This window comes from Qipengyuania sp. B-5, assembly GCF_056857815.1.
The window spans coordinates 1-25,512 of the sequence record NZ_JBSXNU010000039.1; the positions used below are offsets into that span (position 1 = coordinate 1).

25 protein-coding genes are annotated in these 25,512 nt (G+C 60.7%); 12 read left to right on the plus strand and 13 right to left on the minus strand.

Features of this window, described 5'->3' with window-relative positions; translation table 11 throughout:
- From AC13CE_RS06080 to AC13CE_RS06100, 5 genes are all read right to left on the minus strand, one after another.
- Positions 1-208 (minus strand): phage integrase N-terminal SAM-like domain-containing protein (locus AC13CE_RS06080; RefSeq protein ID WP_482971870.1); only part of this gene is annotated, 208 nt, incomplete at its 3' end.
- Between the two features lie 136 nt (positions 209-344).
- Positions 345-989, minus strand: coding sequence for a hypothetical protein (locus AC13CE_RS06085; protein WP_482971871.1), 645 nt, complete (start codon positions 987-989; stop codon positions 345-347).
- A gap of 110 nt (positions 990-1,099) precedes the next feature.
- On the minus strand, positions 1,100-1,627 hold the full coding sequence (gene moaB / locus AC13CE_RS06090) for a molybdenum cofactor biosynthesis protein B (RefSeq protein WP_482971872.1): 528 nt from the start codon (positions 1,625-1,627) through the stop codon (positions 1,100-1,102).
- 12 nt (positions 1,628-1,639) lie between these two features.
- A complete protein-coding gene (locus AC13CE_RS06095) occupies positions 1,640-3,352 on the minus strand; it encodes a lytic transglycosylase domain-containing protein (protein ID WP_482971873.1) in 1,713 nt (570 codons plus the stop codon).
- Entirely contained in the window at positions 3,349-4,134 is a 786-nt protein-coding gene (locus tag AC13CE_RS06100) for a hypothetical protein (protein ID WP_482971874.1), read from the minus strand. The genes AC13CE_RS06095 and AC13CE_RS06100 overlap by 4 nt, the downstream gene beginning before the upstream one ends.
- A gap of 82 nt (positions 4,135-4,216) precedes the next feature.
- Between AC13CE_RS06100 and AC13CE_RS06105 the strand changes: the two genes are divergently transcribed.
- From AC13CE_RS06105 to AC13CE_RS06130, 6 genes are all read left to right on the plus strand, one after another.
- Positions 4,217-5,863 carry an electron transfer flavoprotein-ubiquinone oxidoreductase gene (locus tag AC13CE_RS06105; protein WP_482971875.1) on the plus strand — a complete coding sequence of 549 codons (1,647 nt, stop codon included), beginning with the start codon at positions 4,217-4,219 and terminating at the stop codon, positions 5,861-5,863.
- Positions 5,864-5,870: 7 nt separating this feature from the next.
- Positions 5,871-6,683, plus strand: coding sequence for a 4-(cytidine 5'-diphospho)-2-C-methyl-D-erythritol kinase (locus tag AC13CE_RS06110; RefSeq protein WP_482971876.1), 813 nt, complete (start codon positions 5,871-5,873; stop codon positions 6,681-6,683).
- Positions 6,683-7,408, plus strand: coding sequence for an N-formylglutamate amidohydrolase (locus AC13CE_RS06115; protein WP_221540031.1), 726 nt, complete (start codon positions 6,683-6,685; stop codon positions 7,406-7,408). The genes AC13CE_RS06110 and AC13CE_RS06115 overlap by 1 nt, the downstream gene beginning before the upstream one ends.
- Before the next feature lie 100 nt (positions 7,409-7,508).
- A complete protein-coding gene (gene ilvD / locus AC13CE_RS06120) occupies positions 7,509-9,365 on the plus strand; it encodes a dihydroxy-acid dehydratase (RefSeq protein WP_221539882.1) in 1,857 nt (618 codons plus the stop codon).
- A 38-nt stretch (positions 9,366-9,403) separates the two neighbouring features.
- Positions 9,404-10,813, plus strand: coding sequence for an NAD(P)H-hydrate epimerase (locus AC13CE_RS06125; RefSeq protein WP_482971877.1), 1,410 nt, complete (start codon positions 9,404-9,406; stop codon positions 10,811-10,813).
- A complete protein-coding gene (locus tag AC13CE_RS06130) occupies positions 10,810-12,000 on the plus strand; it encodes a class I SAM-dependent RNA methyltransferase (protein WP_482971878.1) in 1,191 nt (396 codons plus the stop codon). The genes AC13CE_RS06125 and AC13CE_RS06130 overlap by 4 nt, the downstream gene beginning before the upstream one ends.
- A gap of 3 nt (positions 12,001-12,003) precedes the next feature.
- Here AC13CE_RS06130 and AC13CE_RS06135 read toward each other — a convergent pair whose 3' ends face one another.
- On the minus strand, positions 12,004-12,306 hold the full coding sequence (locus AC13CE_RS06135) for an acyl carrier protein (protein WP_221539888.1): 303 nt from the start codon (positions 12,304-12,306) through the stop codon (positions 12,004-12,006).
- 123 nt (positions 12,307-12,429) lie between these two features.
- Between AC13CE_RS06135 and AC13CE_RS06140 the strand changes: the two genes are divergently transcribed.
- From AC13CE_RS06140 to AC13CE_RS06150, 3 genes are all read left to right on the plus strand, one after another.
- Complete coding sequence (locus AC13CE_RS06140) at positions 12,430-13,956, plus strand: acyl-CoA ligase (AMP-forming), exosortase A system-associated (protein WP_482971879.1); 1,527 nt, start codon at positions 12,430-12,432, stop codon at positions 13,954-13,956.
- A complete protein-coding gene (locus AC13CE_RS06145) occupies positions 13,953-15,179 on the plus strand; it encodes a pyridoxal-dependent decarboxylase, exosortase A system-associated (protein ID WP_482971880.1) in 1,227 nt (408 codons plus the stop codon). Before AC13CE_RS06140 ends, AC13CE_RS06145 begins: the two co-directional genes overlap by 4 nt.
- Positions 15,180-15,266: 87 nt before the next feature.
- On the plus strand, positions 15,267-16,475 hold the full coding sequence (locus tag AC13CE_RS06150) for an ExeA family protein (RefSeq protein WP_482971881.1): 1,209 nt from the start codon (positions 15,267-15,269) through the stop codon (positions 16,473-16,475).
- On the opposite strand, the gene zapE is transcribed toward AC13CE_RS06150, so the two are convergent.
- Genes zapE through AC13CE_RS06165 form a run of 3 tightly spaced genes read right to left on the minus strand, consistent with a single transcriptional unit; the run spans position 16,476 to position 18,827 of the window.
- A complete protein-coding gene (gene zapE / locus AC13CE_RS06155; protein ID WP_482971882.1) occupies positions 16,476-17,588 on the minus strand; it encodes a cell division protein ZapE in 1,113 nt (370 codons plus the stop codon).
- Positions 17,585-18,040: a PaaI family thioesterase gene (locus tag AC13CE_RS06160; RefSeq protein ID WP_221540033.1), complete on the minus strand. Its 456-nt coding sequence runs from the start codon at positions 18,038-18,040 to the stop codon at positions 17,585-17,587. Before AC13CE_RS06160 ends, zapE begins: the two co-directional genes overlap by 4 nt.
- A 4-nt stretch (positions 18,041-18,044) precedes the next feature.
- A complete protein-coding gene (locus AC13CE_RS06165) occupies positions 18,045-18,827 on the minus strand; it encodes a succinate dehydrogenase iron-sulfur subunit (protein ID WP_221539896.1) in 783 nt (260 codons plus the stop codon).
- Positions 18,828-18,922: 95 nt separating this feature from the next.
- Here AC13CE_RS06165 and AC13CE_RS06170 point away from each other — a divergent pair, with 95 nt between their 5' ends.
- A complete protein-coding gene (locus AC13CE_RS06170) occupies positions 18,923-19,591 on the plus strand; it encodes an HAD family hydrolase (RefSeq protein WP_482971883.1) in 669 nt (222 codons plus the stop codon).
- 7 nt (positions 19,592-19,598) lie between these two features.
- Here the strand turns inward: AC13CE_RS06170 and AC13CE_RS06175 are convergent, their stop codons facing one another.
- Positions 19,599-20,948, minus strand: coding sequence for a lipopolysaccharide biosynthesis protein (locus AC13CE_RS06175; protein ID WP_482971884.1), 1,350 nt, complete (start codon positions 20,946-20,948; stop codon positions 19,599-19,601).
- Between the two features lie 106 nt (positions 20,949-21,054).
- Here AC13CE_RS06175 and AC13CE_RS06180 point away from each other — a divergent pair, with 106 nt between their 5' ends.
- Positions 21,055-21,804 (plus strand): phosphocholine cytidylyltransferase family protein, encoded by a 750-nt coding sequence (locus tag AC13CE_RS06180; RefSeq protein ID WP_221539903.1) that lies wholly within the window; start codon positions 21,055-21,057, stop codon positions 21,802-21,804.
- Here the strand turns inward: AC13CE_RS06180 and AC13CE_RS06185 are convergent.
- Genes AC13CE_RS06185 through AC13CE_RS06195 form a run of 3 tightly spaced genes read right to left on the minus strand, consistent with a single transcriptional unit; the run spans position 21,764 to position 24,474 of the window.
- Complete coding sequence (locus AC13CE_RS06185; RefSeq protein WP_482971885.1) at positions 21,764-22,903, minus strand: glycosyl transferase; 1,140 nt, start codon at positions 22,901-22,903, stop codon at positions 21,764-21,766. The two genes, AC13CE_RS06180 and AC13CE_RS06185, sit on opposite strands and share 41 nt — an antisense overlap.
- 6 nt (positions 22,904-22,909) lie before the next feature.
- A complete protein-coding gene (locus AC13CE_RS06190) occupies positions 22,910-23,341 on the minus strand; it encodes an HIT family protein (protein WP_482971886.1) in 432 nt (143 codons plus the stop codon).
- A complete protein-coding gene (locus AC13CE_RS06195; protein ID WP_482971887.1) occupies positions 23,338-24,474 on the minus strand; it encodes a CDP-alcohol phosphatidyltransferase family protein in 1,137 nt (378 codons plus the stop codon). The genes AC13CE_RS06190 and AC13CE_RS06195 overlap by 4 nt, the downstream gene beginning before the upstream one ends.
- A gap of 111 nt (positions 24,475-24,585) precedes the next feature.
- Here AC13CE_RS06195 and AC13CE_RS06200 point away from each other — a divergent pair, with 111 nt between their 5' ends.
- Positions 24,586-25,377, plus strand: coding sequence for a nucleotidyltransferase family protein (locus AC13CE_RS06200; RefSeq protein WP_482971888.1), 792 nt, complete (start codon positions 24,586-24,588; stop codon positions 25,375-25,377).
- Positions 25,378-25,512 lie beyond the last annotated feature (135 nt).

Here is a 25,512-nt window from a genome sequence, read left to right on the forward strand (position 1 = left end):
GAACGCCGGCTTCCTGCTGTTCGATCTGGAAGCGGCGGATATCCTCGGAGGTCGCGGTGTGGGGCGAGCGCCCCAGCCAGGTCGCGAACCGCCCGACATCGCGCAGATAGTTGCGCTGCGTCTCCGGGCTGAACCGGCGCATGGTCATATCCTCGATCAGCCGCTGGCGCAGCGGGCTGATGGGCGAAACAGGTACAAGATCGTTCATCTCTCGACTCCTCGGTTGAAGGAGCCGGAATGGTCGGCCTTGTTCGATCTACTCGCTACGTTCTTGCTCTGGCGTCACCCGCGCCGCCAGCACCCCTCCCGCGAAGCGGGTTCGTGCAACGACGCCCTTGCGGACATTAAAACGGCAGCTCTTCGAGAACTGGAAGACGCAATGCGGATCGATGGTGCTCGATCAGACATGAGACTTCACTCCGAACCGTGTGAGGTTGATCAGCAATCGCTGCCATCTTTCTTGCTGCCTTCGCCAGAACAGAGTGCTCTGGCGTGGAGCCTTCTGCTATTCGGGCAAACATGTCACTAGCGTCGTTGCTGCGCCCGGTCAGGCTCGCCGCGACACCTGCGTGATAGGCCATCCAGCCGCCCCGGCTGTAGTCGCGGCTAGTGCGCTCTGAGTTCAACAAGACTTCTGCTGTCGCTCCAAGCGAGTCAAACCTCCGCGTAAGACTTTCGGCCTCTTCCGCCGCCATTTTCGCAAGCTCGGCCATGGCAATCGAGAACTGCTCGTCAGTTACGTATTGGACATGCTCCGCGATACGTCCGCCGAAGTCGAAACTGATGTGCTCACTGTCTGACCAGAGCCAATGCGCGGCGACGTTGAGATAGCTCCCCTTACTCCAACTGCTCGGCTGAAATTCGACGACCGTCGCCCACCACGAGTGATCCGCAATCCATGTTCGCGACCGCGCCTTGCGGTTGAAACCGAGCGGTTCAAGCGCGGCCTTGGCGGCGTTAGCAATGATCTTATCGTGCGGTCCTAACATCTTTCCTCCACGCGGCACTCTAAATGGCGAATGACCACTCACCACCCTAAAATCGGACCAAACACACAGTTGCGACCGGCCCCGAAAATGGACGCGCTTCGGCTGACGTCTCAGCGCTCCCTCAAGCGCGGCATGAGTTCGACGAAATTGCAGGGCCGATGACGGCTGTCGAGCTGGTGGACGAGGATCTTGTCCCAGCCATCCTTCACCGCGCCGTTCGATCCGGGCAGGGCAAAGATGTAGGTCCCGCGCGAGATCACCGCGCAGGCGCGGCTCTGGATCGTGCTGGTGCCGATGGTCTCGAAGCTCAGCCAGCGGAACAGTTCGCCGAAACCGGGAATGTCCTTGTCTTTCACCCGGTCCAGCGCCTCGGGCGTCACATCGCGGCCGGTCAGCCCCGTTCCGCCCGTGGTGATGATGGCATCGATCTGCTCGTCATCGATCCAGCGGTGGAGATGGGCGGCGATTTCGTTCTTGTCGTCACGGCTGATCTCACGCGCGGCGAGGGTGTGCCCTGCGCCCTTTATCCGGTCGGCAAGGATATCGCCCGAGGTATCGTCCTTCGGCGCGCGGCTGTCGGAGATGGTCAGCAGTGCGATATTGATCGGCTTGAACGGCAGGCTCTCGTCTAAAGCCATCAGCGGGTCCTTCTATCGGGTACGGGGAAACTGCGGCCAGTCGTTTTCGGCAAGGTCCATCCGGCTCGGCGCGGCGGCGTCTGCCTGGCGCAGATACATCCAGTAGTTGCGCATCACGATGGCAACATAGGCGCGGGTTTCCCAATAGGGGATGGATTCCATCCACAGCAGCGGATCGTTCTGGTCGTTGATCTCGCTGTTCCAGCGCGCCACCGGCGTGGGGCCGGCATTGTAGGCGGCCATGATCTTGGGCAGGTGGCCGCGGGTATATCCTGCCTGTGCCAGCGCCTCCAGAGTGCGCTGGCCGAAGGCGAGATTGGTCTTGGCATCCTTGAGGTCCGCGCCAGCGCTCATATTGATCGAAGCGGCATATTCGCGGCGCGTGATCGGCATGATCTGCATGAGTCCGATCGCCCCGGCGGGGCTTACCACCCGCTCGCGGAAATTAGATTCCTGCAGGGCGTGGGCGAAGGCCAGTGCCGGATCGATACGCCAGCCGCCATGCGGCGTGTCGAACGCAACCGGCCAGCGCAGGTTGGGCGGCGAGGCGGTGCCGCGCGGCGCGTTATAGGCCATGAAAGTCTGCGCCCCGGCCAGCCCGAGCGCACGGGCGAGACGGGTGAGGGCGGCAAAATCGTCGGGATTGCCATATCGTACCTGCCAGCGGAGCACCTCGTCCGCGACATCGCGGCGACCGACCTCGGCCAGCATGATCGCCTCGCGCACGGCAGGCTCGTCGGACAGGCGGCGCCAGTCCTCCTGCGTGAAATCGGGTGCGGTGTGATCACTCGGCAGGTCCGTTCCGAGCTGCTCTGCCGCGAGCATGCCATAGAGTGTTTCATCATACCGTGCCGCGCTGCGCAGGTGGGCCTGGGCCAGTTGGGGCTCACGGCACCGCACGAGAGCGCGCGCAGCCCAATAGTGGGCGGCAACCTTCAGTTCGGGATTGGTCGCTCCGGAAGAGGCGGCATTGAAGAATTCGCCCGCCCGTGAACAATCGCCCAGACGCCATGCGGCAAGGCCCGCCACCCAGTCGCCCTCTGCCACCCACGGCCCTGAACCCTGCGATACCTGCTGCGCCATGCCATAGGCTTCAGCATCGCGGTTCTCGATGTAGTAACTCCATGCGACGCGCTGGCGCCATTCCGCCCGGGCCTGCCCCGATAGCGAGGCATCGACGCCGTCGAGCAGCAGCCTTGCGCCGTCGGGATCATCGTTACGGATATGTTCGAGAATGGCTGCGCGCACATTTGCAGGCATGGACCCGTCTTCGATGGTCGAAGGGAGGGTCCGGCGGGTGATTCCGGGCTGCCGCGCAAGCGAGTTTTCACGGGGGAGATCGGGCATCCACGAAAGGCCCCGCGTCTGGCCGAGCCGGACGATGCCTTCCACCTGCGGATTGTTCGGATAGCGGCGCAGCCAGTCCTCGATCCGGGCCAGCTCGATACGAGGGCTGTTGGGGTCGAGATAATAGGTGGCCAGTGCCGATCCGTGCAGTGGTCCGTCGGGACGCTGCGAGAACATGAGTTCGACGCGGTCCCAGTTCTGCGCCTCGATCGCTTCGAACAGCGATAGATAGTAGAAACGGTCCTCCTGCTGCAGCAAGCTGGGCAGGGCCGCGGAATGCGTGCGGGAAAAGTAGTTTACGCTGTCCGACTGGGCGGCGGCGGGGCTTGCAGAAACGAAGGCGCAGGCGGCAGCGAAGAGGAGGGGGCGAAAGGTCATGCGGTCCAATCCAGCCAACGGTTCCAGAAATTGCGGCGGCGCGGTGCGGAACGTGCCAGTTCGGCCAGCTCCGGTGCAAGCATCAGAGGCAAGGTCTTTTCCCCGGCCTTTACGACCGCAGGTTCGCGCGCCCGTTCGACCGGCACGTCGAACAACGGTGCCAGCGAACGACCGAACACGAGTACCCGGTGCGGCGCGGCAAGGGTTACGTGATGCCGGGTGACGTCGGTCAGCCCGCGCACGGCCAGATCGGACCAGTCGGGCAGGGACAAGGGCGCGGGCAGAGCGCTGGCAAGATAGGCCTCGTGTTCCCCTATCCCCATCGCAGCAAGGATGGCCGAAAGGAACCGACCGGGAGCGCCGGAGAGGAGCTGCTCGGTATCGGTTTCCAGCGGCTCCGGAACGAGGATCATGAGCTTCGCCCCGGCAACCCCGCGCGGCGGGAGCCTCCGATCGGGACCGAGAGGGGACAGCGTTTCGGCGCTCATCCACCATTGGCGAAAATTTTCGAGGGTTTGCGGATAGGCTTCGACCGGACCACCGATGTGCGCGGCGGCGGCGGACCCTTCGAAGGCCCGTTCGATCGGCGTCTGCTTCGGCTCTTCCGGCGGCTTCTTGGGCGTCGGCGACGCTACGGCGTGCTTTCCTTCCGGTTCGGCGAGCCACTTGATTGCCTCGTCGCTATAGCCATCCTCCACGCCGGCTTCGCGCCACCAGTCGAGCGCTGCTTCCAGCGCCTCTGCAGGCGATAATTCGCGTGTTCCCGGCGTATCTGCGATCATATTCCGTCCGGTCTGGGTCTTGACCTCAAACCGCCCAGCAATCAAGGCAATCCCACAGTTTACGCGACGAAAAGAGAGAGACATGAGCGAACGCGAATCGATGCCCTGCGACGTCGTCATCATCGGCGGCGGCCCGGCAGGCCTTTCAGCGGCGATCCGGCTGAAGCAGATCAACGAAGAGCTCGAGGTCGTCGTGCTGGAAAAGGGCAGCGAGATCGGAGCGCATATCCTGTCCGGCGCCGTGGTCGACCCGAAGGCCATGAACGAACTCTTCCCCAATTGGCGCGAGATGGATTGCCCGCTGGCGGAAACTCCGGTGACAGAGAACCACCACTGGGTGCTTTCGGAAAGCGGCAAGTCGGACCTGCCCGAATTCCTCCTGCCGCCCTTCATGTCCAATGATGGCAATTACACCGCCTCGCTTGGCAACACTTGTCGCTGGCTGGCCGAACAGGCCGAAGGGCTGGGCGTGATGGTTTTCCCCGGCTTCCCCGCCGCCGAAGTGCTGTTCGACGAGCATGGCGCGGTCGCCGGCGTGGTTACGCAGGATATGGGCGTGGCAGAGGATGGCAGCCACAAGCCCGACTACCAGCCGGGAATGGAAATCCACGCGAAATACACCCTCTTCGCCGAAGGTGCTCGCGGCAATCTGACCAAGAAAATGAAGGCCAAATTCGACCTAGAGGCCGATTGCGAGCCGCAGGTCTATGGCTTGGGCGTCAAGGAATTGTGGGACGTCGCGCCCGAGAAATACGAACAGGGCGTGGTCATCCACACGCAGGGCTGGCCGCTCAGCGAAACCGGCACCTGGGGCGGTGGTTTCATCTACCACCAGGCCAACGGTCAGGTCGCGCTCGGCTTCGTGACCGCGCTGGACTACAAGAACCCCTACGTCTCGCCCTACCAGGAATTCCAGCGCTGGAAGCATCATCCCGAGATTGCAGCGCTGCTCGAAGGCGGCAAGCGCGTGGCCTATGGCGCGCGCGTGATCAACGAAGGCGGTTGGCAAAGCGTCCCCAAGCTGGCTTTCCCCGGCGGCGCGCTGATCGGCTGTTCGGCAGGTTTCGTGAACGTGCCGCGCATCAAGGGGACGCATACCGCGATGAAGAGCGGCATGCTGGCTGCCGAAAGTATTGCCGCGGCGATTGCGGCAGGCGATGAGCACACCGAGCTGATGGATTACGATGCCGCCGTGCGTGACAGCTGGATCGCGACCGAACTCAAGAAGGTCAAGAACGCGCAGCCCGCCGTTGCCAAATATGGCGAAGACCTCGGCACGGTACTGGCCGGGATCGACATGTGGATGCGCACGCTCAAGATCGGGCTGCCGATCACGATGAAGCATCACCGTGACCACGAGATGATAGAGCGCGCCGATCTTTACTCACCCATCGCTTACCCGAAGCCGGATGGAAAGATCAGCTTCGATCGGCTGACCAATGTGAGCTTCAGCTACACCAATCATGCGGAAGACCAGCCGGTGCACCTCAAGGTGCGCGACCGCGAGTTGCAGCGTGAAAGCGAGCTGGAAGTCTTTGCCGGCCCCTCCGCCCGCTATTGCCCGGCAGGGGTCTATGAGTGGATCCTGGAAGAAGGCGAGGAGCCTAAGTTCCAGATCAATTCGCAGAACTGTGTCCATTGCAAGACCTGCGACATCAAGGATCCCAACCAGAATATCGAATGGACGACGCCCGAAGGCGGCGGCGGACCGAACTATCCGAATATGTGATCCCTAGGTGGCCATCACCGAAATCGCATACGCCAAGATCAACCTCGCGCTGCATGTCCGCAGGCGGCGCGAGGATGGCTATCACGAGCTCGAAACGCTGTTCGCCTTTGTCGATGCGGGCGATGTTCTGCGCGCATCGCCTGCTGACCGGGACAGGCTGACGGTGGCCGGTGAATTTTCCGGTGTCCTGAGCGATCCGTTCGACAACATAGTGATGCAGGCGCTCGGGAAGCTTCCGCGGCCCGAAGGGCTGGACGTCGTGCTCGAGAAGAACCTGCCGGTCGCGGCAGGGCTGGGGGGCGGTTCGGCAGATGCGGGCGCCATATTCCGGATAGTCGAGCAGGCGCACGGCCTGCCTGACAATTGGCTGGAGCGTGCATCCAGGCTTGGTGCGGACGTGCCCGCCTGCGTGGAGAGCCGCACATGCATCGGGAGGGGCACAGGTACCGAGCTTGAACTTCTGGACGACGGTCTTGCCGATACGCCCGTCCTGCTGGTCAATCCGCGCATTCCTTTGGCGACGGGGCCGGTTTTCATGGCCTGGGACGGTGAGGATCGCGGTCCGCTTCCTTTGGGCGATGCTCGCCAAATCTCGCTGGAGGGTCGCAACGATCTCGAGGCGCCCGCGATTTCCGCCTGCCCCCAAATTGCGGACGTCCTTGACGCGTTGCGCGGAACCGAGCCGTTTGTCGCCCGTATGTCCGGTTCGGGAGCAACGTGTTTCGCTCTTTACGTCAGTAATTCCGCACGTGACGAAGCCGCAGCCAAAATCGCTTCGGATCATCCGGGCTGGTGGCAGTTAAAGGGTAATCTTCGATGATGATCGACAATCTGCCGTATCGCCAGGTCGGCGTAGAGGATATTCGTCCCGGTGGCCTGATGTGCGTCGCCGATCACGCTTCCAACTTTGTGCCGGAAGGCATCGAGCTTGGCATCGATCCCAAGCTCATGAACGAGCATATTGCGCTCGATATCGGGGTGGAGGGTATAGCCGAGCGCCTTTCCCGCCGCCATGGCATGCCCGCACACATTGCCTGCGTCAGCCGCCTTGTGTGCGATTTCCACCGTCGGGAGGATGAGCCCGGCGTAGTTCCGGTGGAGAGTGACGGTTGGCTGATACCGGGCAACATCGGCGCAGATGTCGAGGCTCGTCTCAGCCTGTTTCACCGTCCGTATCACCGGGCCCTTGGCCAGATGATCGACAAGCTGAAACCTCGTATGCTGGTGGCATTGCACAGTTTCACGCCCAGCCTCGAGACGAGCGATGAAGATCGTCCGTGGGAAGTCGCATTGCTTTACAATCAGGATGATCGCGCTGCGCGCCATGCCATTCGGCTCTTCGGGGAGCAGGGGCTTACGGTGGGCGACAACGAGCCTTATTCGGGCAAGCAGCTGAACGCTACGATGGACCGGCATGCCGAGACGAGCGGCATCCCTTATTGCACTATCGAAATCCGGCAGGACCAGATTGCCACCGAAGCCGGCCAGGCGCGTTGGGCGCAGATGCTGGCGGATGTCTTGGGACGTGTCGCGCTGGAGGTCTAAAGCCCATCTTGGGCGCTCTGCGGTAATTCTCGCTGCCTGGCCTGTTATCCCGTCAACCCGGGTCTGCTAGGGTCGCGGCTTCGGATCAGAGAGGCCCGCTATGCCACATTACAGATCACGTACTACTACCCACGGCCGCAACATGGCCGGCGCGCGCGGATTGTGGCGTGCCACGGGCATGAAGGACGAGGATTTCGGCAAGCCGATCATCGCGGTGGTCAACAGTTTTACCCAGTTCGTGCCAGGCCATGTTCACCTGAAGGACCTCGGACAACTGGTCGCGCGCGAGATCGAGGCGGCCGGCGGTGTGGCCAAGGAGTTCAACACCATCGCGGTGGATGACGGCATCGCCATGGGACATGACGGCATGCTCTATTCGCTGCCCAGCCGCGATCTGATCGCCGACAGCGTCGAATATATGGTCAATGCCCACTGCGCCGACGCCATGGTCTGCATCTCCAATTGTGACAAGATTACCCCAGGCATGCTGATGGCGAGCCTGCGCATCAACATTCCCACGGTTTTCGTCAGCGGCGGACCGATGGAAGCGGGCAAGGTCGTGGTGAAGGGAAAGGAGGTCGCGCTGGACCTGGTGGATGCCATGGTCGCTGCTGCCGACGAAAGCTACACGGACGACGAAGTGACCGCCATCGAGCGCTCTGCTTGTCCGACCTGCGGCAGTTGCTCCGGCATGTTCACTGCCAACTCGATGAACTGCCTGACCGAAGCGCTGGGACTTTCACTGCCGGGCAATGGTTCGACGCTCGCCACCCATGCAGACCGCAGAGGCCTGTTCGAGCGTGCAGGGCGCCTGATCGTCACTCTGGCCCGGCGGTATTACGAAGAGAACGAGGGAAGTGTCTTGCCCCGTTCGATCGCGACCTTCGAAGCCTTCGAGAATGCGATGAGCCTCGATATCGCGATGGGAGGTTCTACCAACACGGTGCTGCACCTTCTCGCTGCGGCGCATGAGGCAGGCGTCGATTTCACGATGGCGGATATCGACCGGCTGAGCCGGAAGGTGCCGTGCCTTTCCAAGGTCGCTCCCGCCAAGAGCGATGTGCATATGGAAGACGTCCACCGAGCGGGCGGTATCATGGCTATCCTCGGCGAGTTGGAAAGGGCGGGGCTGCTCCATACGGCGTTGCCGACTGTGCACAGCCCGACGCTGGGAGACGCGCTGGACGATTGGGATATTGGCCGCACCCGAAACAACAAGGTCCGCGAATTCTATTCCGCTGCGCCCGGCGGTGTGCCCACGCAGACAGCCTTCAGCCAGTCGGCGCGTTGGGAAAGCCTCGATGTCGATCGTGAGAACGGGGTGATCCGCAATGCCGAAAATGCCTTCAGCAAAGACGGCGGTCTTGCGGTTCTTTATGGCAATATCGCCCGCGACGGCTGTATCGTGAAGACGGCAGGGGTAGATGAAAGCATCCTCACTTTCTCCGGTCCGGCCAAGGTCTTCGAAAGTCAGGATGACGCTGTCACTGCCATCCTGACTGGTCAGGTGATCGAAGGCGATGTGGTGGTCATACGCTACGAAGGACCACGCGGCGGACCCGGGATGCAGGAAATGCTCTATCCGACGAGCTATCTCAAATCGAAGGGGCTGGGGGCGGCCTGTGCGCTGTTGACGGACGGGCGGTTCTCCGGCGGCACTTCCGGCCTGTCTATCGGCCATGTCTCACCCGAAGCGGCCGAAGGCGGGGAGATCGGACTGGTCCAGAATGGCGACATCATCGAGATCTCTATTCCCGAACGCACTATCAATCTCGCGGTCAGTGACGAGGTGCTTGCAGAACGTCGCGCCGATATGGATGCAAGGGGCAAGAATGGCTGGTCCCCGGCGGCACCCCGACAGCGCAAGATAAGCCAGGCACTCGAAGCTTATGCCGCGATGACCACCTCCGCAGCTCGCGGCGCGGTCAGGGATGTTTCGCAGCTGAAACGCCGCTAAGTCTTGCTAGGAACAGCGCGGCGTGGCAGCCGCTTGGTATGCCAGCTGAGTTGATAAAGCCTGCCACTTGCGCGGTTCTTACCGTTGACCAGATGCGCGCCGCCGAACGTGCAGCGATGGAAGCCGGGACTTCCGAATGGGAACTGATGCAGCGTGCTGGCGAGGGTGCTGGCCGCTGGATAGCTCGTATGGCCGCGGGGAGATCCGTCTGCGTCCTCTGCGGACCGGGTAACAATGGCGGGGATGGTTATGTAATTGCCGAACATTTACGGCGGCTCGGCAACTCTGTACAGGTGGTAGCCCCCAAGCCGCCGGGGACCGAAACCGCGAATAGGGCGCGAGAATACTATTCGGGGAAGATTGAGAGCGGCGCACTCCCGATCTGCCAGGTCTATATAGACTGTTTGTTCGGCTATGGACTAACGCGGGAGGTCGAGGGGAACTTTGCCACGCTCCTGCGGCAGCTCGGTGAAGCAAGCGGGTATAAAATCGCCATCGATATCCCGAGCAGCATTGCCAGCGACAGTGGCGAGCAGCTCGGGCCGGGGGTGCATTATGACCTGACCATTGCCCTCGGTGCATGGAAGCGGGCGCATTTCATCATGCCGGCCATGGCCTCCATGGGACAGAAAAGGCTCGTCGATATCGGCCTCGACTTTTCCGGCGGCTTGCCGCGTCTGAGCGCGCCGCCGCGGATAGATCCACCCGCCCCGGATGCGCATAAATATCGCCGCGGCCTGTTGGCCATTGTCGCGGGCGAAATGCCGGGCGCTTCCCTTCTGGCAGCGCAGGCCGCGCTGCGCAGCGGTGCGGGCTACGTCAAGCTGCTGAGCGATCGCTCCCATCCCGATGTGCCTGCCGAGCTGGTGGTCGACGATGGGGCACTGCCCAAGGCGCTCGGGGACGAGCGGATCGGGGCGTTGCTGATCGGCCCCGGCCTTGGAAGAAATTCCGCCGCGCGGGAAAGGCTTTCGTCGGCTTTCGCGGCGAAGCGTCCGATGGTCCTTGATGCGGATGCGTTGCACCTGCTCGGTCCGTCGATGCTAACCGGCATCGACACCTCCAATATTGCCGTCACGCCCCATGAGGGGGAGCTGGCGCAGTTGTGCGAGGCTTTCGGGATCGATGCGGAAGGAAAGATCGCCAGGACCGAGGCTCTGAACGCGCAGACAGGGATGGCCGTGCTCGCCAAGGGCCCGGATACTGTTCTCGCCGGACAGTGGGGGACCCGCTTTTTCGAGCGCGGGCCCGCCTGGCTTTCGACAGCCGGGACTGGCGATGTGCTTGCGGGCATCTCGGCTTCGCGGCTTGCGGTGCATGGAGATGCTTCACGCGCTCTCGAAGAGGCGGTCTGGCTGCATCACGAGGCTGCACGCATAGCGGGCGCAGCCTTTACTGCGGGCGATCTGGCCCGCGCAGTCAAGCCGGCGCTGGAGGCTTTCCTGTGAGCGAAGAAATCACGCGCATTGCCGCCAAGGGGGATGGGGTGACCGCAACCGGGCGGCATGTTGCAGGCGCGATCACCGGTGATGTTGTTTCGGAAGACGGCACCATCATCCCCGGGCCGCATCATGTCGAGCCGCCCTGTCGTCATTTCGGGACCTGTGGCGGCTGCCAGATCCAGCAAGCCGACGAAGCGGCCTTGCGGCAATTCGTTACCGAACGGGTCGGTTTTGCGGCGGAATCGCAGGACATTCAGGTCGGGCAGCTCCTGCCCACGCATCTTTCGCCACCGCGGACCAGGCGGCGGGCGACGCTTCACGGGCTCAAGGCGGGAAAGGGTGCCGTGCTCGGCTTCCGGGAAGGGCGGAGCAATCGCATCGTCGATATGCGCGAATGCCACATACTGGCGCCGGAACTTTTCGCGCTCGTTGCTCCTTTGCGGAAGCTGATCGCCGATCATGCGGGTAGGCAGCCCATCGATATTGGCCTGACGCTGGCCGATCAGGGGGTCGACTGCTTCCTCAAGAATTTCGCTGCCGAAGGACTGGCGGCCACCGAGGCGTTGCTCGAATTTGCCAGCACTCACGGGCTTTCAAGACTCGCGTTCGACCAGGGCTATGGCGCGGAAACGGTGTGGGAGCCGGAACCCGTTACCATTTCCCTGGGCGGTGTTCCCGTGGGCTTGCCGCATAATTCCTTCCTCCAGCCGACGCGTGACGGGGAAGCACTGCTTGTGAGCGATACTCTGGACTTCGTCGCGGGAGCCAGGACCGTTGCCGACCTTTTCTCCGGTCTTGGCACCTTCGCATTTGCGCTTGCCGGTCCCACCAAAGTGCTGGCGGTGGAAGCGGCGCGCGACGCGTTCCTGGCCTGCAAGGGTGCTGCCAATGGTCATGGGGTGCCCGTTCATGCCATGCACCGTGACCTGTTCCGCAATCCGCTGACCGCCGAGGAGATCGGCCGTTTCGGAGCGGTGGTGCTGGATCCTCCACGCGCGGGCGCGCGGGAACAGGTCGCGCAAATTGCAGCCAGCGAAGCCAAGCGAGTTGCCTATGTCAGTTGCAACCCGTCCAGTTGGGCCAAGGATGCGAAGGCGCTGGTAGAGGCTGGTTTCCGACTGGAGAAGCTTCGCCCGGTGGGCCAGTTCCGCTGGTCGACCCATGTCGAACTGACCAGCTATTTTACTCGGTAAGGGTCAGCCCTCGATGCACTTCGCTTCGGCAAAGGCGAGCAGCCCGCCGTAGGTATCCAGCATTTCGGCATCGACATCCTCGTCTTCGATCACGATGCCGAGGCGATCTTCCATTTCCGTGAACAGCGTGGCGACAGCCATGGAATCCAGCTCGGGCAGATGTCCGAACAGTCCGGTGTCGTTGTCGAACCCCTCGACCCGCTGCGCATCGAGCGACAAAACGTCGACCAGGATGGCGCGCAACTTCTCGTCGATCTCGCGGCGGCTCGGGCCGATCGGTCCTGCGGTGGCGGTCTGGCCGGTCATGCTCAATCTGTGAACCCTGCTGCTGAAAGGGCTTGCCCTTAGCTGCGCACCTACTGTCGCGCAAGAATGGGGTTCGCAAGGTACTCTTGCACTATGGTGTCTATCGCGTGATAGCGATCCGTGATGTCCTTATCCAACGCCAAGCCCCTTGATCCGGTGCCGCACCCGCTGGACCACATTGCTGAGCGGGGAGAATCCGACAGGCCGGCACTGATCCTGAAAGACCGCACGCTGAACCACGGCGAACTGGCAGGAAGGGTTGCGCTTCTTGCCGGGTGGCTCGGCACCAGGCTGGCGGAGGGCGACCGTGTTGCCAGTTGGGCAGCGAAAGGCGAGCTAACCTGCCTACTGCCGCTTGCTGCTGCGCGGGCGGGAATGGTGCACGTTCCGATCAATCCGCTGCTCAAGCGGGCGCAGGTCGCCCATATCATGGCGGACAGCGGAGCGACCTTACTGATTGCGACAGCTTCGCGCATCAACTCTCTGGAAAAAAGCGATATTATAGATGGCTGCGCCACAGTTGAAGAGGCATCTGCATGGCATGAGGCAGAGCGTGCTGGCGTCAGTCAGCCGCCTTCAGGGCGCGATCCGCAAGAACTCGCCGCAATCCTCTACACCAGCGGATCGACCGGCAAGCCCAAGGGCGTGATGCTGAGTCATGCCAATATGTGGCTGGGGGCAGTGTCGGTGGCACACTACCTTGGGCTGGCGAATGACGATGTGACGCTGGCCGTGTTGCCGCTAAGTTTCGACTATGGACAGAGTCAGCTGTTATCGACCTGGTATGCCGGTGGAAGCGTGGTCCCGCTAGACTACCTTTTTCCCCGGGATGTGGCGAAGGCCTGCGCAAGATTCGGGGTGACGACACTGGCCGCAGTTCCGCCGCTGTGGGTACAACTGATAGAAGCGGATTGGCCCGAATCCGCGATGACGTCCTTGCGCCGCGTAACCAATAGCGGCGGTGCGTTGACGGTAGAATTGATCGCAGGAATGCGCTCCATCTTACCGGAAACGGATATTTTTCCAATGTATGGCCTGACAGAAGCTTTTCGCTCGACCTTCCTCGATCCGAGCCTTGTCGAGGCGAACCCTACTTCGATGGGCAGGGCCATCCCTTTCGCCGAAATTCTCGTCGTGAACGACGAAGGGGCCCTGTGCGAACCGCGAGAAGAGGGGGAACTGGTTCATTGCGGCCCATTGGTTGCTCAAGGATATTGGAGAGATGCCGAACGAACGGCAGAGCGCTTCAAGCCGGCTCCTTCGGAATCGCGATACGGGGGAACCGCCGTCTGGTCGGGTGACCGGGTAAAGATGGACGAGGACGGCCTGCTCTATTTCGTTGGCCGGCGAGACGCGATGATCAAGAGCTCGGGCAACCGGATCAGTCCGCAGGAAATCGAAAGCGTTGCTTTGGCCACAGGGCTTGTCAGCGAAGCGGTTGCGCTGGGCCTGGCCGACGAAAAGCTTGGACAATCGATCCATCTGGTGGTGCGCGGGAATGATGAAGGTTCGGACGAATTGAAGAAGCAGTTGGCGCGCGAACTCCCCAATTTCATGCAGCCTCAGGTCATCCACTGGCGTGAGGCCATGCCTTTGAACCCGAATGGCAAAATCGATCGGACTGCACTCGTCAGGGAGCTCGAAACATGAAGCCGCGCGGCCCAGTTCCTGAAGGCTTCGAACCAGTCGATGGCGAGCTGGGCGTTTCGGGGCAGAAGGCGAGCAAACTGGTCGACATCGCCGGCAGAACCCCGCTTTTCGTTTATTCGCGCTCGATGATCAGCGATCGCGTGGCGAGTCTGCGCGGAGCAATGCCCGAGCGTTTGCGGATAAATTACGCGATCAAGGCGAACAGTTTCCCGCCGTTGCTGGAGCATGTGGCGGGTCTGGTCGATGGGCTCGACATCGCCTCGGGCGGCGAACTGGAGATGGTCAGGGCGGCAGGAGTAAGTGGCGAACGCGTGAGTTTCGCAGGACCGGGCAAGCGCGACGAAGAACTGGAGGCCGCAATTTCTGCCGGCGTCACTCTCAATCTCGAAAGCGAGAACGAGGCGCACCGTGCGCTCGCTATCGGAGAGAAGTTGGGCATCCCGCCGCGTCTCGCCATCCGCGTGAATCCCGACTTCGAGCTCAAGGGATCGGGCATGAAGATGGGCGGCGGAGCAAAGCCTTTCGGAGTGGATGCCGACCGGGTTCCCGCTCTTGCGCGAGAGATTGTCGCCGCAAACTGCGTGTGGCGGGGGTTGCATATCTTCACCGGGAGCCAGGCACTGGACGCCGATGCGGTGATCGAGACACAGGCGAACACGCTAGACCTGGCCCACCGGATTGCCGGCGAAGCGGGACTTGATCTACCCAAGCTCAATATGGGAGGCGGCTTCGGCATTCCCTATTTCCACGGCGACACACCGCTGGATATCACCCGCGTCGGTGAGGCGCTGGCTGAGCGGTTCGCAAGCCTTCCGGAAACACTGGCCGGGGCGGAACTCTATATCGAACTCGGCCGCTATATCGTGGGTGAGGCGGGTGTTTACCTGACCCGGATTGTCGACCGGAAGCAGAGCCACGGCGAGACCTATCTGATCACCGATGGCGGATTGCATCACCAGCTTGCGGCTTCCGGAAATTTCGGCACGGTGGTCCGGCGCAACTATCCGCTTGCGATAGCATCGCGTTTCGACGCCGAACCGATCGAAGTCGCCAATGTCGTGGGATGCCTGTGTACTCCGCTGGACCGGCTTGCCGACAAGGCGCACCTGCCCCGCGCAGAAATAGGCGATATCGTCGCTGTGTTCTGCGCGGGAGCTTACGGCGCCAGCGCGTCTCCCTCCGCCTTCCTCGGGCAGGGACCTGCTGCGGAAATGCTGGTATAGGACGCGCTATAAACACTTTAACCATATTTGAGGGGTAAGGGTCGCACAGGAGCCCGCGCGGCAGGATCAGGACCACAAGAGCGACATATGTACGAGGATTTTTACGGTTTCAGCGAGCGGCCTTTCCAGCTCACGCCGGATCCCTCGTTCTATTTCGAAAGCGTGACGCACAAGAAGGCGCTCAGCTATCTGGGCTATGGCCTGGCTCAGGGTGAAGGCTTCATCGTCATTACCGGCGAAGTTGGCGCGGGCAAATCCACGCTTGTCGGACATCTGCGAAACCGGCTCGATTGGAACAGCGTGACCGTGGGCGAAGTGGTCACCAGCGCGCTCGGCAGCGAAGAAATGATTACGATGGCCGCGCACAGCTTCGGTCTCGAGATCGACCATAGCGACAAGGCAGGCGCGCTGTCCGCTATCGAACTGTTCCTGCAGGACGAGGCGCGGGCAGGGCGCAAGGTGCTGCTGGTCGTCGACGAGGCTCAGAACCTTACCATCGGTGCGCTTGAAGAGCTGCGCATGCTGTCGAACTTCCATCTCGGCGCGAAGCCGCTGCTCCAGATGCTTTTGCTCGGCCAACCCGAATTCAGGCAACTTCTCGCCGAATGGGACCAGCTCGAACAACTCCGTCAGCGTGTTATTGCCTCACACCATCTCGAAGCGATGCAGCCGGGGGAGATCGAGCCTTACGTGATGCACCGGCTCGAACATGTCGGCTACAAGGTCCGGCCGCGCTTCGAAGGCGACGTCTGGAAGCGCATTCACCGCGAAAGTCGCGGAATCCCGCGCCTGATCAATCGTATCATGTCGCGCGTTCTGATGAAGGGCGCGATGCAACAGCGCGAAATTATCGACTTGCCGCTTGTCGATACGGTGATCGATGAGATCAATGGGAAGGTGCCAGAGGAGGCTCCGATGGGAGATTATACCCCGCAGCACGAAAAGCCTTCTTCGCGGAAGGCGGAGGAGTTCGGGACCGATTCCGGACCACCGCAAGCGCCTGAACAGCTCAATGGAGGTGAAACCTTGCCCCAATCCGAAAATTCCGCGCTCATGGACGCGCAGATCGAGGCGATCGAACAGGCATTCGCCGAACGGGATCAGGCGATCGCTTCGGTTCGCAAGGAGATTTCCAGCCTTTCGCAGCAGGCCTCGCAATCGCCAGAAGATGGCGACACGCTTCAGCGCCTCGCGGCAATCGAGGCGCGGCTCGACGAACAGGAGCGCTCGCTGCGCCACGTGCTGACGATGATGATCGATTATTTCGAGAACAGCGCTACGCGCAGCGCGGCCTGATCACTCCACCCCGTGGCCGCGTGCCATGTATTCAGCGCTCTGCATTTCCTTGAGGCGGCTGACCGTTCTCTCGAATTCGAACGCTCCATCCCCCGCGACATAGAGATCTTCGGGCTCTGCCGCGGCCGTGACGAACAGTTTCACGCTGTTCTCGTACAGCGCGTCGATCAACTTGGTGAAACGAATCGCCTCGTTGCGGTTCTCGGGTGAAAGGCGCGGTATGCCGACCACGATGACCGTGTGATAGGCATGCGCGATTGCCAGATAATCTGCGGCACCGCGATTTTCCCCGCATAGCCGCTTGAAGCTGAATACGCCTACGCCCTTGAGGCTCTTGGGAACATGCAGCGTGCGTCCACCACCAAGATCGAGCTGCCCGCTGGGGACATGCTCGGCATCCTCGGGCTTGTAGTCGGTTAACCGAAAGAAAGCCTCGCGAACCTGAGCCGTGGCTTCGTCTCCCAGCGGTGTGTGCCAAGTGTCGATATCGCCGAGGCGGTCGAGCCGGTAATCGGTAGGCCCATTGAGCGGCATCACGTCCATCTCCGCCTGGACGAGTTCGATGAATGGCAGGAAGAGCGAACGGTTGAGGCCATCCTTGTAAAGGTCGGATGGTGGACGATTGCTGGTGGTGACAACCGCTACGCCCTCATCGCAGATCAGGGCAGTGAACAGGCGGGCCATGATCGCGGCATCGGCGGTATTGTTCACTACCATTTCATCGAATGCGAGACAGCGGATATCACGCGCAAGCTGCGCCGCGACCGGAGCTATCGGATCGCCTGCTTCCTTCTTTCGCTCCTCTCGGATTAGTCGGTCGACTTCCAGCATGAACTCATGGAAATGGACCCGGCGTTTTTCCTCGATAGAGAGAGTTTCGACGAAGAGATCCATCAGCATGGATTTGCCGCGCCCCACGCCGCCCCACATATACACGCCTTGCGGACGCGTCTTCTTCGGGCGGAAAAGCTGGCTCAGGATGCCACCGGAGGTTTCTGCCTCCAGGTCCTTCTGCAATCGGTCCAGCCGTTCTGCGGCCCTGCGCTGATCGGGGTCGCTACGAAGCTCTCCCGCCGCGACCAGCTTCTCGTACCGCGCGAGCATGCCGGTCATTTCGGGCGCATCTTCTTCACGATACCCGAGAACGAGGCGACGACGTTGCTCTCCTGCTCGACCGTCCCGCGCACGAAGACGAGGCCGCGGGTTTCACGGACGATCTCGGTCACGGCGTCGAGTGGACGATCGGGCTGGCCCGCTCCGGTAAACTGCGTCGAAAGCTCCAGCGTTACCGACGGCCCGGCATTGCCGCTGCCTAGCGTGTGCATGGTCGTGAACAGCGAGATGTCGATCAGCGACAGCGTGACCGCGCCGTGGATAATGCCTTGCAGGTTTTCGTGACGACGCTCGGGAAACATTCGCAGCCGGGCATGACGTCCGTCCTCATCCAGACGCGTGATGAGCTTCCCCATCACCGCGCCGTTGAACAGTGTTTCGTCTTTCAGGTTCCAATGACGCCAGCCCGGATTGTCCGGGTCTGGACCATGCTCGAATACGTCGTCGGTCAGCACGTCAGATCGCGCGTTCGACCATCATCTTCTTGGTTTCGGCGATGGCCTTTGCCGGGCTGAGGCCCTTGGGGCAGACATTCGCGCAGTTCATGATGGTGTGGCAGCGGTAGAGACGGAAAGGGTCCTCGAGCTGGTCGAGACGCTCACCGGTCATCTCGTCACGACTGTCGGCAAGCCAGCGATAGGCCTGGAGCAGGATTGCCGGGCCGAGGAACTTGTCGCTGTTCCACCAATAGCTCGGGCAAGCGGTCGAACAGCAGGCGCACAGGATGCACTCGTAGAGGCCATCGAGCTTTTCGCGCTGTTCGGGCGACTGGAGACGCTCCTTGCCGCTCGGCGTGGTGGAGACGGTCTGCAGCCAGGGACGGATGCTGGCGTATTGCGCGTAGAAATGCGTGAAATCGGGGACGAGATCCTTGATCACTTCCATGTGAGGAAGCGGGGTAATGCGGATTTCACCCTTCAGATCTTCGATCGCGGTCGTGCAGGCAAGGCCGTTCTTGCCGTTCATGTTCATGGAACACGATCCGCAAATACCCTCGCGGCAGGAGCGGCGGAACGTCAGCGTAGGATCGATTTCGTTCTTGATCTTGAACAGCGCATCGAGAACCATCGGGCCGCAGGCGTCCAGATCGATCTCGAACGTGTCGTAGCGCGGATTTTCACCCGTATCCGGATCGTAGCGATAGATCTTGAATTTCTTCACTCGGCCCGCACCGTCCGACTTGTGAGTACGGCCCTTGCCGTTGATCTTGGAGTTCTTCGGGAGAGTGAAGGTCGCCATTGAATTTATCGATCCTGTCTGCGTGTGCGTTCTCTCTAGTGATTGATACGCATGGCGCAAGGGGCGCAGCGAGGAATAGCCGGTCTTGCAGCGTCATGGCCGACCTGTCACGGAGCTGCGTGATGAAGGTGGCGATCTACGATCTCGACAAGACGCTAGTGCGGCGAGCAACATTTACGCCGTTCCTTCTTTTTGCCGCGCAAAGGCTGGCACCCGTGCGCGTGCTGCTCTTTCCTGTATGGATCGCGATGATGATCGGATACCGGATAGGCCTCTATGATCGCACCAGGCTGAAGACCATGGGCATGCACTTGATGCTTGGCCGGCAGCCGGTCGAAGCTCTGGAACGGGCGGGGCGGGAATTCGCGACCCATCATCTCCGCAAATGCGGATGGGTGGAGGGTGTGATTGCCATGCTCGAGACCGATCGAAAGGAAGGCGCACACCTCGTCATCGCGACGGCAGCTTTCGAATTCTATGCTCGCGGCTTTGCCGAGAAGCTGGGCATTGAAGATGTTATCGCGACGGGATGGGATGGCGAAAAGATTCCGGGCGGAAACTGCTACGGCGATGAAAAGCGCAAGCGAGTTGCGCTCTGGCTCGACGACAAGCCCGCAGGGCGGAAAACGCGGTTCGTCAGCGACAGCTTTGCCGACGCTCCGCTCTTGCAGGAGGCCGATGATCCGGTCTTCGTCACGCAAAGTGCCAGCAAACGCAAACGCGCGGAAACGAACGGGTGGCGCGTTATCGGCTGGAGCGACTAACGCGGGATCAGGTAGTCTTTTCACCTTCAGGAATATTCGCAACCACGGTGCGCAACGTGACGATCGCCATCATCCCCATCACGAAATAGCCCACCAGAGCGCCGATGACGAGTGACCAGGCTATGCCTTGCTCGGCATAGTGCTGGGCCAGAAAAAGGATCGCAATCGCGGCCGTCGCCACTGTGACGAAACGCGCGACGAGTGACATGCGCGCGCGTCCGGTCGCATGCAGGACAGGCTCGAAAGCCACCCCGGCAAGCTCGATGCTGGAAACGATCACCAGTGGAAGCAGGATAGTGTAGCCATTCCGGAATTCTTCGCCGCCCAGAAGGGCGAGCAGGTGTCCCCCAACCGCCGCCACCATAACCACGACCATGGCTCCGCCAATAGCTGCCAACCGCGTGGTCTGCGAGGCGAGCGCGCGAAATTCCTGCGCCGCCGACGAGACGCTAGCACGTGCGATCTGCGCATAGGCTGCGCGGCTGAGCAAGCTCGAAAGCTTGGCCAGACCCTGCGCCAGTTGATGGGCCAGGCGATAGACCCCTGCAGCGCTCGTTCCGACCAGATAACCCACTGCAAGCAGCGGCCCGTGCTTGAATATCGCTTCGAGCGTGGCGCTGAGATAAGTTATGCCGAAGAAGCGAACCAGTCCGGGATTTTCGTGCCGGGCCTGGAACGCTTGAGGCAGGTATTTCAGGCGGATCGCCTTGGGACTGAGCCTGCGCGCAACAATCCAGTAAACTGCCGCTTCGAGCAGGTCGATTACCGCCCAGGCGACGAGGAACAACAAAACACTAGGGCCGGTGAATGCAATCACCGCCGCAGCGATCAGCCTGCCCGCAGGTACCAGCGCTTCGACATAGACGGCGACATCGAAGCGATCGAGTGCTCTCACGATCCCCGTAGGCGCGGATACGAGTGCCCAGAGCGCTGCTACGTTGAACCAGAAAGCGGTGTCGATAAATCGGGGATTGAGATCGAGTTCGGCAGCAAAATGGTAAAAGGCGACATAGGCGATTACGCAACCGAACACCGCGCCAATTACATCGAGGATGAAAGCCATCATGCTGAGCCTGCCGAATCCGGCCCAATCTTGGCTGTGTATGTGCTGCACGCCGAAACGGACTACTGTTTGCCAGCTCTGAAAGCCCGCAATCGCTATCAACGCCTGCGAAGTTCCAAAGATGAGGGCGAAGTGTCCGAAATCTTTGAGACCGAGAGAACGGGTGAGTATCGCGAGATATATCAGCGAACAGACGGCTCCAAAGCCCTTGCCGCCGATAAGCCAAGCGACATTGGTCAACATTCGGGCCAGCAGCGGGCGGGATGCACCTTGATGAGCGGCGGTTTCTTCCATGAAGTGCGCGCTTTGAACGAGCGCTCGGCAAGGCGCAAGCTGGCATGCGGCAATGGACACAACAGGAGCGTTGCGGCGCCTGTAGACTGCGCTTAAAGCGCGGCGCATGATTGAACACGCTATCCTTCTGAGCGCGGGCCAGGGCTCGCGCTTGCTGCCACTTACTGCCGAGCGACCCAAGTGCCTGATTGAGTTCTCGGGCAAGACCCTGATCGAATGGCAGGTCGAGATGCTAGCGCGCGCCGGGATCAAACGGATCGACGTCGTGACCGGCTTCATGACCGACATGGTTGAAGATCTGCTGGAGAAAGTCGGAGATCCGCGCGTCGAGATCACTTGTCATTTCAATCCGTTCTTTAAGGTGGCCGATAACCTCGGTTCCTGCTGGATCGTGCGCGAGGAGATGAAAGGCGACTTCGTGATCCTCAACGGCGATACTCTGGTATCCGAAGAGATCGTAAATCGCGTTCTGGAAGGGTCCGACTGGCCTATCGCCGTTTCCGTAGACATTAAAGATGCCTACGACAGTGACGATATGAAAGTCAGCCGCGGTGAGAATGGACGCCTGGCCCGCATCGGCAAGACATTGACGGCTGAGGTGACCAATGCTGAATCGATCGGTTTCCTCGCCTTTCGAGGCGAGGGAGCCGAACTTTTCCGCGAAACCGTGCGTCAGACCATGCGCACGCCAGACGGGGTCAATCACTGGTATTTGAAAGTGATCGACATGATCGCCGACACCGGCAAGGTCGGTACCAAGTCGATTGAAGGACTCGAGTGGGCCGAGGTCGATTTCCTGAACGACATCGAAATCGCTACTGCCTTGACCGACCGTTGGAGCCTAGCTGTACGATAACCGTCTCCGCGAGATCGGCCGCGCTTTTCAACAAGTTTCCCGAGCTTTGTTCGAGGCCGGCATATGTGTCACGCAGCGATTTTGCTTGAAGATCATAGAACCGGCTGAATTGCGCGATTGCATCGTCTGCTGCGGCGACAAAGTCGGCGTCAGGTGACAACACTTCGCCGAATTGCCACATCCGGTAATTCGGATCGTCCCGCCAATCGGTGTCGTTCGCGTCGACGAAGACGCATGGGCGAGGCTGAATAATGAATTCGTAAACTTGGCTACTGACGTCGCCGATATAGACGTCGGCCGATCTCGTGTAGGTCATGTCATTCGAGCGGTCGGATCCCATGTCGACTAGTATGTTTTCTCCGCTGCGTGAATTCCAATCAGCGACTTCGGAGGGAGTCATAGTCGATTTCAGCCTGACATGAGGCGCAATCACAAGATTGTACCTATCGGTACTACCGAATTGGCGGATCATTGGCTCCGCCACTTGATGAAATGTGCCTAGTTCCCGGGAGAAGTGGGGATTGTAGAGCACAATCGGAAGTTCATTCGCGAACAGCTTGGGAGGTGGAGGCAGCGCGCGAGTGACGGCAATCTTGATTCCGCCAATCGCCGCAACGCGGCTTTCATCCTGCAGGCCTGCCTCGATTATTCTCTGACGGTCCTTCTCGCCAGCGGTGAAAACGAAATCGAACAACCCGAGGCGCGGCTCAAAGCCTTTCTCCCGATCGCCAGCACCATGCAGTATGTGAAGGAAGGGAGGGCAGCGGCCAGGCAGGCGCTTCAAGATCGTGCTCGTCCGTTCAGCCGAAAGCAGGGCGTCAGCAGAGCGCAGCTCGTTTCGCCACTTCCAAAGGCGAGCAATTTTCTTGGGCAGTTTCGACCCGACAGGTCCGAGAGACATAACCGATATGTCTGGCGCATCGATGGCGAGCCGATTGGCCAGTTGTAACACAACTTTCCGTTCATCGTCATCGGCAACGAAGATCCGGCAGTCGATCATATTGCGCCGGGAAAGCTCGAGAGCGAGAGGTATTATATGTAGAAGCTGATGCCGCCCGCCAATTGCGATCACATTCAGGCGCACGGATTCTGACCCCATTGAAATTCACCTGGCCATGAGAGCGGAGAGCTTTTCGATCAGGCTGTCTCGGGTAGCCGCATCGAGTTCTTGAGAAGCGCCCAGATCGGGAAATTTCGGCCACCCGAGGTCCGGGAATTCGAGACCCGCGAATTCCCGGATACCCTCATAACGCGGAATGACGTGAAAATGGACATTGGGATCCACCATCATCAGCATCAGGTAATTGATCTTCTCGTAGTCGACGAATGTGCGAAGTGCGCTTTCAATCGCTTTGGTCGCGGCAGCCAGTTCGGCATGTGCTGGGGCGGGCAGGGCCGAAAAATCGATGGCATCTGATTTGGCCGCCAGGACGAGACTGCCGAGTGTAGGCTGGGTCGGGCGAAGCAGGATTACCCAATGCTCCAGCTCGTGCAGCAGGGTCGTGGGAAAGCCGAACTTTTCGATAGTTGCGTTCATGCGCCGTCCTCCGCCAGCCAGCTGGTGAGCTGCGCACCTTTTTTCGCGCGCGCAATCTCTGCCTGCACCAGCTGTACGATATGCACGAGAAGCGAGATAACAGTCCACCATGCAACTGCAATGATCCCGAGATCGGGCCGACCGAACAGCAATGAGACGAAGAGGATGATCATGTTCGGATTACGCCGGGCGGTGAACAGCCGGAACCGGCTGTCGAAGCGCCGCCAGACATGAATGTGCATCCCGCCATTGCGGGCGATGAATGCCCCTTCGATCAGTCGCTGGACGACGTAGCCTCCCTGAATCGCGCCCTGGACCAACCAGAAGGTCGTTACATCGAGTTCGAGGCCCCAATAGACCAGTCCGGTCGCCCAGAACCACCACCAGAAGGGCGGGTGAACAAGGTCAATACCGTGGTCGAAGACATTGCCCCACCAACTGGATGTGATGGTACAGCGGGCCAGCTTGCCGTCGACCGTATCGAGCACCATGAAAGCCAGGCCCATCGCCATGCCTGCCCAGTATTGCCCAAGGGCGAAAGCCACTGTTGCTGCTACGCACAGAACTGCCCCGATTGCAGTGACCATATTTGGAGTCATTCCGATCTTTGCCGCAAAGCGGGTTAGCACCAGCGCCCATTCCGGCCACAAATACTTGGTCAGAACATCGGTGACGCCTTTGTAAGCGCCGAAATAGCTTGCGCGTTCGATGGCACGAACGGTGGCTGGCTCCAGTTTGGTAAGAAACGGCGTTTCACGTTTACGGAGCTGCTTGTTCTCGATGGTTGGGCCGTCTTCATAGCGCAGGAAAAGAAGGCCCGAGCTTGCTGGTGCTGCGGTCTGGTGGGCCATGGCGCTCCGAAGGGTATCGACCTCTTTCACGGAAGTTGCATGAGCCAAGGCAGGTATGCCATCGATTGTCAGGACGAGGCCCGGCGTGGCCGCAACATGGCGGACCCAGGCCGGGTCGGCTACATAGCTTGAGTTGACCAGTAGAACGGCGTCGGCGGTCGCACCGTCATACCCGTTTGCCGCACCGATCCTGCGATGGCGCTCCTGCATTGTCAGGCCCCACAGGCGAGTGGGATTGCTTCCGACTGTCTCGATCACGGGTCTGGGCGGTGTAATGCTCATACGATACCGATTAATGTGCCAGTGCGTGCACGGCAATGGGAGGCAATTCCAGACAGCTGAAACTTGGACTTGGCACTGTCCGGGGACATTGCACGCGGCTAGAGAGCAGCAATGATTGCCCGAAAAGATTCTCCCGCTGCATTGGTTCTGGCCGGCACGCGGCCTGGCGGCGATCCTTTTGTGCGGTCGCTTGGTGTCGAACACAAGGGGCTGATCGATCTTGCCGGCACGACATTGCTGGAACGGGTTGTATCGGCCCTCCGCGACGCAGGGATCGAGCGCATTGCTGTCAGCTGTGACGTCGGGCCTGTCGCCGATCTGGCGCGAGCTCTGGATACAGAGGTTTTGTACGCTGGATCGGGACCGAGCGAGAGCGTTGGCTCAGCATTCGACACGCTTGGTGCGCCGCTGCTTTTGACCACCTGCGATCATGCCCTTTTGCGGCCCGAATGGGTAAGGGAACTTATCGAGAAGACACCTGATGTCGCCGATCTTTCGGTGATGATGGCGGAACGTTCGGTTGTCGAGCGGGCTTTGCCGTCGGCTAGGCGCACATATATTCGGTTCTCCGACGGCGAATGGTCTGGATGCAATCTCTTCTATCTTCGGACTGCGGACGCCAGCAAGGCGATCGACGTCTGGGCGAAAGTCGAGGCCGATCGCAAAAGGCCCTGGTTGATTGCCGCCCGGCTCGGCGTGCCCACTCTATTCCAGATGCTTTTGCGGAGGCTGAGCTTGTCAGAGGGCCTTGCGAGGCTCGGTAGCAGGATTGGGATCCGGGCATCACTCGTTGCTGCGAGCGATGGCCTTGCTGCAGTTGACATAGACAAACTCGAAGATCTGGTGGCAGTTCAGGAAATTCTGCGGCAACGGAAATCCGCTACTACCGGAGAATCTATTTAGCGTCACGCTTTGGGAGCAACCCCTCCGACTTCAGTCGGATACTGGCTTCAGCCATAGACTCGCATAATAGCAGGTATCCTCGGGAAAGTGAGACCGCCTGAAGGGCGTGAAGTCTCACTTTCCCGAGGATACCTG

What these genes read in the sequence shown, in the direction of transcription:
- zapE (WP_482971882.1), bottom strand. Translation starts at nt 17,588, where the DNA reads ATGACCGGCATGCTCGCGCGGTACGAGAAGCTGGTCGCGGCGGGAGAG.
- AC13CE_RS06170 (WP_482971883.1), top strand. Translation starts at nt 18,923, where the DNA reads ATGGCCGACCTGTCACGGAGCTGCGTGATGAAGGTGGCGATCTACGAT.
- ilvD (WP_221539882.1), top strand. Translation starts at nt 7,509, where the DNA reads ATGCCACATTACAGATCACGTACTACTACCCACGGCCGCAACATGGCC.
- moaB (WP_482971872.1), bottom strand. Translation starts at nt 1,627, where the DNA reads ATGGCTTTAGACGAGAGCCTGCCGTTCAAGCCGATCAATATCGCACTG.
- AC13CE_RS06140 (WP_482971879.1), top strand. Translation starts at nt 12,430, where the DNA reads ATGTCCTTATCCAACGCCAAGCCCCTTGATCCGGTGCCGCACCCGCTG.
- AC13CE_RS06085 (WP_482971871.1), bottom strand. Translation starts at nt 989, where the DNA reads ATGTTAGGACCGCACGATAAGATCATTGCTAACGCCGCCAAGGCCGCG.
- AC13CE_RS06185 (WP_482971885.1), bottom strand. Translation starts at nt 22,903, where the DNA reads ATGGGGTCAGAATCCGTGCGCCTGAATGTGATCGCAATTGGCGGGCGG.
- AC13CE_RS06095 (WP_482971873.1), bottom strand. Translation starts at nt 3,352, where the DNA reads ATGACCTTTCGCCCCCTCCTCTTCGCTGCCGCCTGCGCCTTCGTTTCT.
- AC13CE_RS06175 (WP_482971884.1), bottom strand. Translation starts at nt 20,948, where the DNA reads ATGGAAGAAACCGCCGCTCATCAAGGTGCATCCCGCCCGCTGCTGGCC.
- AC13CE_RS06100 (WP_482971874.1), bottom strand. Translation starts at nt 4,134, where the DNA reads ATGATCGCAGATACGCCGGGAACACGCGAATTATCGCCTGCAGAGGCG.
- AC13CE_RS06105 (WP_482971875.1), top strand. Translation starts at nt 4,217, where the DNA reads ATGAGCGAACGCGAATCGATGCCCTGCGACGTCGTCATCATCGGCGGC.
- AC13CE_RS06115 (WP_221540031.1), top strand. Translation starts at nt 6,683, where the DNA reads ATGATCGACAATCTGCCGTATCGCCAGGTCGGCGTAGAGGATATTCGT.
- AC13CE_RS06195 (WP_482971887.1), bottom strand. Translation starts at nt 24,474, where the DNA reads ATGAGCATTACACCGCCCAGACCCGTGATCGAGACAGTCGGAAGCAAT.
- AC13CE_RS06190 (WP_482971886.1), bottom strand. Translation starts at nt 23,341, where the DNA reads ATGAACGCAACTATCGAAAAGTTCGGCTTTCCCACGACCCTGCTGCAC.
- AC13CE_RS06200 (WP_482971888.1), top strand. Translation starts at nt 24,586, where the DNA reads ATGATTGCCCGAAAAGATTCTCCCGCTGCATTGGTTCTGGCCGGCACG.
- AC13CE_RS06165 (WP_221539896.1), bottom strand. Translation starts at nt 18,827, where the DNA reads ATGGCGACCTTCACTCTCCCGAAGAACTCCAAGATCAACGGCAAGGGC.
- AC13CE_RS06125 (WP_482971877.1), top strand. Translation starts at nt 9,404, where the DNA reads ATGCCAGCTGAGTTGATAAAGCCTGCCACTTGCGCGGTTCTTACCGTT.
- AC13CE_RS06150 (WP_482971881.1), top strand. Translation starts at nt 15,267, where the DNA reads ATGTACGAGGATTTTTACGGTTTCAGCGAGCGGCCTTTCCAGCTCACG.
- AC13CE_RS06180 (WP_221539903.1), top strand. Translation starts at nt 21,055, where the DNA reads ATGATTGAACACGCTATCCTTCTGAGCGCGGGCCAGGGCTCGCGCTTG.
- AC13CE_RS06135 (WP_221539888.1), bottom strand. Translation starts at nt 12,306, where the DNA reads ATGACCGGCCAGACCGCCACCGCAGGACCGATCGGCCCGAGCCGCCGC.
- AC13CE_RS06145 (WP_482971880.1), top strand. Translation starts at nt 13,953, where the DNA reads ATGAAGCCGCGCGGCCCAGTTCCTGAAGGCTTCGAACCAGTCGATGGC.